This is a genomic window from Arthrobacter sp. FW306-1B-G06A, from assembly GCF_058781765.1.
The window spans coordinates 89,299-95,609 of record NZ_JBYSXB010000016.1; the positions used below are offsets into that span (position 1 = coordinate 89,299).

A 6,311-nucleotide genomic window follows, 5' to 3' on the forward strand; every position below is an offset into this window, starting at 1 on the left:
GGAAACCGGAACAGCGCGGCACCCGCGCAGCAAAATTTCATCCAGGCAGAGGTCGTTGGGGAAGACGTACCTACAGCTATGGAGGATGGAATGTCTGTTGCAATAACCCGCGGTGTCCTGTTTGTGCACTCGGCCCCTACTGCGTTGTGCCCTCACGTCGAGTGGGCCATCGGATCGGTCGTTGACAAGCGGACCGATCTTGAGTGGACCCCTCAACCTGCCGCGCCCGGAATGTTCCGCGCCGAGCTCTCTTGGGTAGGAGTCCCCGGAACGGGCGCCCAACTGGCTTCGGCACTGCGAGGGTGGGCGCACCTTCGTTACGAAGTGACCGAGGAGCCCAGTCAAGGCGTGGACGGCGCGCGCTGGTCGCACACACCGGAGCTGGGTATCTTCCATGCCGTCACCGATGTCCACGGCAACATCATGGTGACAGAGGACCGCATCCGCTACGCCTACGAGTCGGCGGCTGGAGATCCCGCCGCCGTCTACCACGAGCTTTCCTTGGCGCTCGGTGAGGCCTGGGACGAAGAGCTCGAGCCGTTCAGGCATGCCGCCGAAGGCGCTCCCGTGCGTTGGCTCCACCAGGTCGGTTAGGGAACACCATGCCGGTCGGGGAACACTAGCCCGGCCAGGGAACAAAGTTCCCGAAGACAGTTTTTCCATAGCACAAGAGGAGGGCCCCCCCCGGGGGGGGCCCCACCGTGGTGGGGCCCTCCTCTTGTGCGTAGCTTGTGCCTCGAACCGGCAGCGACTGTCAGACGTTGCGGATGGCGATGACGGCGTTGTGGCCGCCGAAACCGAAGGAGTTGCTCAAGGCGACGATGTCACCGGCGGGCAGAGTGCGTGCCGAAGTGACGACGTCGAGCGGGATCTCCGGATCCTGGTTCTCAAGGTTGATGGTCAACGGAGCCTGGCGTTCGTAGACGGCGAGGACCGTCAGCACTGCTTCCACGGCCCCTGAAGCGCCCAACAAGTGGCCCATCTGCGACTTGGTGGCAGAGACTGCCACATTGTCGACGTGAGCGCCCAGCGCGGCACGGAGGGCCGTGTACTCGGGCTTGTCGCCGACAGGCGTCGAGGTGGCGTGGGCATTGACGTGCACCACGTCCTCGGCCTGGATGCGGCCATCGAACATGGCGGCCTTCAAAGCCCGGGTTGCGCCCAGGCCTTCCGGGTCCGGTGCCGTGATGTGGTAGGCGTCGGCTGTGACCGATGTACCGGCGAGCTCGGCGTAGATGCGCGCTCCGCGGGCGATCGCGTGCTCTTCGGCCTCGAGGACCAGGGCGCCGGCGCCTTCACCCATGACGAAGCCGTCGCGGTCGCGGTCATATGGCCGCGATGCGTGCTCCGGATCGTCATTGCGGCGGGAAAGGGCCTGCATCGAGGAAAACGCGGCGAGCGGCATCGGGTGGATGGCAGCTTCGGCGCCACCGCACACGACGACGTCGGCCTTGCCCGAGCGGATGAGGTCCAGGCCGAGGTGCATCGCCTCGGTGCCGGAAGCGCAAGCAGAAACGGGGGTGTGCGCACCGGCGCGGGCACCAAGGTCAAGGCTGACAGCGGCGGCGACGCCGTTCGGCATGAGCATCGGGACCGTCATGGGAAGGACCCGGCGGGGGCCTTTTTCCCTCAGCGTGTCCCAAGCGTCCAGGAGCGTCCAGACACCGCCGATGCCCGTGGCGAAAGCCACGGCAAGGCGGTCGTGGTCGATTTCGGTGATACCGGAATCTGCCCAAGCCTCGCGGGCGGCGATGACACCGAACTGCGTGGACGGGTCCATGCGCTTGGCTTCAACGCGGCTCAGAACTTCGAGGGCCGGCGTCGAGCACCGGGCGGCAAAGTGGACCGGAAGGTCATACTTGGCAACCCACTCGTCCTCGAGTGTGTGGGCACCGGAGACCCCTTTGAGCGCGTTCTTCCACATCGTGGGGACGTCGCCGCCGATGGGCGTTGTGGCGCCCAGACCGGTTATGACTACTTTGCGTGCCATGAGATCACTCTCTGTCGGATCAGCCAACCCACGTGCTGTTCTCACTGGGGAGGCAGGAAAAAACTCTGGGAGATATAGCAGCTGTGCCGGGCTTCGGATGCAACAGGGCGCACCCGAAGTCCGGCACAGTTGAGGCCAGGCTAGGCCTGTGCGTTCGAGATGAAGTTGACGGCGTCGCCGACGGTCTTGAGGTTCTTGACCTCTTCGTCCGGGATGCGCACGCCGAACTTCTCTTCAGCGTTGACGACGATGGTCATCATGGAGATGGAGTCGATGTCCAGGTCCTCGGTGAAGGACTTGTCCAGCTCCACGGCTTCGGTGGCGAGGCCGGTCTCTTCGTTCACGATTTCAGCCAGGCCGGCCAGGATTTCTTCGTTGCTAGCCATTGTTGGCTCCTTTTCTTGTTGTGCCGGCTATTGCCGGAAATGGGGGCAAACCGCGGTTACGGCTTGGGTTTCAAAGCACTATTCAATTGAAGGTAGGCGCGGTCCGAAATTACGGAAGAACGATTACCTGGGCGCCAAACACAAGACCGGCACCGAAGCCGATCTGCAAGGCAAGGCCACCGCTGAGTTCCGGGTTCTCCTTGAGGAGTCGGTGCGTGGCCAGCGGAATGGAGGCGGCAGAAGTGTTTCCCGCCTCAGCGATGTCCCGGGCGACCACCACGGTTTCGGGAAGCTTGAGCTTCTTGACCATCTCGTCGATGATCCGCATGTTGGCCTGGTGGGGGACAAACGCCGCCAGGTCCGAGGCTTCGATCCCTGCGGCATCGAGGGCTTGCTGGGCAACTTTCGCCATTTCCCAGACGGCCCAACGGAAGACCGTCTGGCCGTCCTGGCGGAGCGTCGGCCAGACATCCTGCGCTGCGGAAATAATGGCCTGATCGTCGGATTCGTCCGAATGGCGGGCTGTCTCGCCAAGGTGGCGCACTTCGTCGAGGGAATGCGTCATGCCGATCGCGTTCCACTTGCTGCCATCGGATCCCCAGACAGACGGGGCAATGCCGGGTGTATCGGACGGGCCGATGACAACCGCACCGGCGCCATCGCCCAGAAGGAAGGAGATGGTCCGCTCATGGTTGTCGATGACGTCGGAGAGCTTCTCGGCGCCGACCACCAGGACGTATTCAGCCGCGCCGGATCGGACCAAGGCATCGCCCTGGGCAATTCCGTAGCAGTAGCCTGCGCATGCCGCGGAGATGTCGAAAGCCGGTGCCGGGGTGGCGCCCAAACGGTCGGTGAGGGCGGCAGCCGCGGAAGGCGTGGCATACGGGTGCGTGACCGTGGAGACGATGACGGCACCGAGCTGGGAAGCCTCAATGCCGGCCTGCTTGAGCGCCTCGCGGGCAGCTCCTTCGGCCATGTCGATGACGCTGACATCGGCCGCGGCGCGGTGGCGGGTCACGATGCCCGTGCGCTGGCGGATCCATTCGTCCGAGGAATCGATCCACTGGCAGACGTCGTCGTTCGTGACGATGATGTCCGGGCGGTATGCCCCGATGCCGACAACGCGTGAGTATTCGTTCCTTGGTGCCTGCTTGAGTACGGGGGCGCTCATGCGTCTCCCTCCAATTCCGCGAAGAGTGCAAGTGCGGCGGACAAATCATCCGGCGTCTTGACGGCAACGGTTTTCACGCCCGGCATGCCGCGCTTGGCGAGGCCCGCCAGCGTGCCGGCCGGTGCCAGTTCGATGAGTCCGGTGACTCCGCGCTGGACCAGGTTCTCCATGCACAGGTCCCAACGCACCGGGCGCGAGACCTGGGCGATCAGGCTTTCGACGGCGGCGCCGCCGTCGGTGACTTCCTGGCCGTCGAAGTTCGAGAGCAGCGGAACCGTGGGAGCCTGCGGCTTGAGGGACGGCCGCAGTGCTTCAAGTGCGCTCACGGCCGGAGCCATGTGGGAGGTATGGAATGCTCCGGCGACCTTCAGCGGGATGACCCTGGCTTTGGCCGGCGGGTTGTCAGCCAGTGCCTGGAGCTGTTCGAACGTGCCTGCCGCTACGGTCTGGCCTGCGCCGTTGACATTTGCCGGCGTTGCGCCGGCGGCCTCAATAGCGGAAAGCACTTCGGCCGGATCGCCGCCGACGACGGCACTCATCCCGGTGGGGGTGACGGCGGCGGCAGCGGCCATGTTGTTGGCACGCTCGCGGACGAACGTCATGGCTTCTTCCTCGCTCAGGACACCCGCAAGCGCCGAGGCCGTGATCTCTCCGACCGAGTGGCCGGCGAGGACGATCGGAAGGGTACTGAGTTCGACGTCGAACAGCGATTTCGCTGCCACGAGCCCTGCGGCGACGATCAAGGGCTGCGCGACGGCGGTGTCCTTGATGGTTTCTTCATCGGAGGTGGTGCCGTGGGCCTTGAGGTCGATGCCTGCGATTTCGCTCAGGGAGGCCAAATGGCCTTCTACGGAAGGGAGCTCCAGCCAAGGGGCCAAAAATCCAGGGGTCTGGGAGCCCTGTCCAGGGCAGACGATTGCAAGCACGTAACCAGCTTTCCAAATTGCCGCGTGAACTACTGGTGTTTGCGTACACCAAGCTCACTGGGTCAGTTTGTAGGAAGTCTACAACGGTTCAACCCGCGGATCGGGTACCGTGACGCTCCGACGTCGCCTTTGGCTGGGCCGAAAGCCTGCCCACAACCAGTGCGGTTTGGAGTACGAAAGCCTCCCGCGGGAGGAGCGGGTCCCACCCTGTGACGTCGCAGACGCGCTTGAGACGATACCGCACGGTGTTCGCGTGGACGAACAGCTCGCGGGCAGTCGCTTCGAGGGAATGGCCGAGTTCCAGATAGGTGCCGAGGGTCTCTACAAGGCCGTTTGAAGCGGCCAGCAGCGGCCGGTAAATGTTCTTGATGAGGGAACGGCGGGCGGCGTCGTCGCCTGAGACGACCCGTTCCGGGAGGAGATCGTCCGCCGCTACAGGTCGCGGAGCCGAAGGCCAAGCCTTGGCAGCGGTGAGCCCTGCAAAGGCCGCCTGGGCGGAGCTGCTTGCCTCCAACAGGGAGCCGGCCTCGGGTCCATAGACCACCGCGCCCGGGGCGAAAAGTTCGCTGAGTTTCAGATACGCGGTGTCGCGGTCTTGCACGCCACCCAGAATCAGGATGAGGCGGTCGCCTTGGATGCCTACCAGTGCGTCCTCAGCGTAGCGTCCGGCGGTCCGGCGCAACTCGCTCACATAGCTTGCGCTTGGTTCCGACGGCGAGTTTCCCACCATCACCGTGAATCGCTCCTGCGCCTTCCAGCCGAGGGCGGCGATACGGGAACGAAGGGCATCGGTATTCTCGCCCCGGAGGATGGCGTCCACAATCAGGGCTTCGAGCCTGGTGTCCCAGGAACCGCGGGACTCGGCGGCGCGCGCATAGACATCCGCGGCGGCGAATGCCACTTCCCGCGAATAGCGCAGGACTGCTTCGCGCAAAGACGGTTGGTCGGCTTCCGGCGCGATCACCGGGACCTGGTCCTCCACCACCTCGACGACGATCCGGATCAGCTGGAGGGCCTTTTGCAGGCTGATGGAGCGGGTCAGCTCGGTGGGAGCATTCCCGAAGACGTCCGTCAGGATCCACGACGGCGAGCTCGGCCGCTCGTACCACGTCACGAAGGCCGCGATTCCGTTTTGGGCAACCAGGCCCAAGGCTGAACGTTCGTCGGAGCTCAGCCGGCTGTACCAGGGCAGCGATTTCTCAAGCTTGCGCATGGTGGTGGTGGACAGCTGCCCCACATTGGCGCGGAGCCGCTTGAGTGTCTCCGCCTTTTCCGGTGTTACCGTGCGCGCGGCCGCTTTGCGTTTCGCGGGGGTTTGAATCGGCTCTGCCATTCCTTGAGCATACGGCGCATCATCCACAAGCTCCATTTGTGCGAAGGCTACAACTGCGATTGGCGCGCGTCACGCGATGGCAGCGCCGTTTGCTGCTTTGTGGCGATTGTTGAAGCCGGGTGTTAAAGCCCGACGGCGGCCCGCACCTTTCGGTGTGGACCGCCGTCGAGATGTTGCTTGGGTTCGTTGTGCTTCGCTGGAAGCTTAGCTTTCGCCGCCTGCCCCGCCGGTGGTGCCGGCGTTGACATCGAGGAGACTGTACTTCTCGATTGCCTGGGCCGCCGCCTGTGCGTCAACTTCGCCCCGGCGGGCGAGCAGTTGCAGGGTCTTCACGACGATGGAGTGGGTGTCGTTCTTGAAGAAGCGGCGTGCGGCTTGGCGGGTGTCGGAGAATCCGAATCCGTCGGCGCCGAGGGAGGCGAATTCGTTGGGGATGAATTGGCGGATCTGGTCCGGGACGGCTTTCATGTAGTCGGTGACGGCGATGACCGGTCCGGTGGCGCCG

At 64.4% G+C, this 6,311-nt stretch carries 6 protein-coding genes and 1 pseudogene; 1 reads left to right on the plus strand and 6 read right to left on the minus strand.

Features of this window, described 5'->3' with window-relative positions:
* Positions 1-90: 90 nt before the first annotated feature.
* The gene (locus AC3WJM_RS10500; protein WP_284988323.1) at positions 91-594 is read left to right on the plus strand and encodes a DUF3145 domain-containing protein; all 504 of its coding nucleotides are present in this window, start codon (positions 91-93) and stop codon (positions 592-594) included.
* A gap of 160 nt (positions 595-754) precedes the next feature.
* On the opposite strand, the gene fabF is transcribed toward AC3WJM_RS10500, so the two are convergent.
* The 6 genes and pseudogenes from fabF to AC3WJM_RS10530 form a co-directional block, all read right to left on the minus strand.
* Positions 755-1,990: a beta-ketoacyl-ACP synthase II gene (fabF, locus tag AC3WJM_RS10505; protein ID WP_241710849.1), complete on the minus strand. Its 1,236-nt coding sequence runs from the start codon at positions 1,988-1,990 to the stop codon at positions 755-757.
* 140 nt (positions 1,991-2,130) lie between these two features.
* On the minus strand, positions 2,131-2,376 hold the full coding sequence (locus tag AC3WJM_RS10510; protein WP_028267518.1) for an acyl carrier protein: 246 nt from the start codon (positions 2,374-2,376) through the stop codon (positions 2,131-2,133).
* A gap of 109 nt (positions 2,377-2,485) precedes the next feature.
* Positions 2,486-3,547 (minus strand): beta-ketoacyl-ACP synthase III, encoded by a 1,062-nt coding sequence (locus AC3WJM_RS10515; RefSeq protein ID WP_284988322.1) that lies wholly within the window; start codon positions 3,545-3,547, stop codon positions 2,486-2,488.
* On the minus strand, positions 3,544-4,473 hold the full coding sequence (locus AC3WJM_RS10520) for an ACP S-malonyltransferase (protein ID WP_059387753.1): 930 nt from the start codon (positions 4,471-4,473) through the stop codon (positions 3,544-3,546). The genes AC3WJM_RS10515 and AC3WJM_RS10520 overlap by 4 nt, the downstream gene beginning before the upstream one ends.
* Positions 4,474-4,561: 88 nt before the next feature.
* Entirely contained in the window at positions 4,562-5,806 is a 1,245-nt protein-coding gene (locus AC3WJM_RS10525) for a PucR family transcriptional regulator (RefSeq protein ID WP_059387754.1), read from the minus strand.
* A 204-nt stretch (positions 5,807-6,010) separates the two neighbouring features.
* Positions 6,011-6,311, minus strand: a pseudogene (locus AC3WJM_RS10530) (pyruvate dehydrogenase (acetyl-transferring), homodimeric type); the annotation flags it as partial.

Bases quoted from the DNA above. Each gene is read 5' to 3' on its own strand.
- AC3WJM_RS10500 (WP_284988323.1), top strand. From the start codon at position 91: ATGTCTGTTGCAATAACCCGCGGTGTCCTGTTTGTGCACTCGGCCCCT.
- fabF (WP_241710849.1), bottom strand. From the start codon at position 1,990: ATGGCACGCAAAGTAGTCATAACCGGTCTGGGCGCCACAACGCCCATC.
- AC3WJM_RS10510 (WP_028267518.1), bottom strand. From the start codon at position 2,376: ATGGCTAGCAACGAAGAAATCCTGGCCGGCCTGGCTGAAATCGTGAAC.
- AC3WJM_RS10515 (WP_284988322.1), bottom strand. From the start codon at position 3,547: ATGAGCGCCCCCGTACTCAAGCAGGCACCAAGGAACGAATACTCACGC.
- AC3WJM_RS10525 (WP_059387754.1), bottom strand. From the start codon at position 5,806: ATGGCAGAGCCGATTCAAACCCCCGCGAAACGCAAAGCGGCCGCGCGC.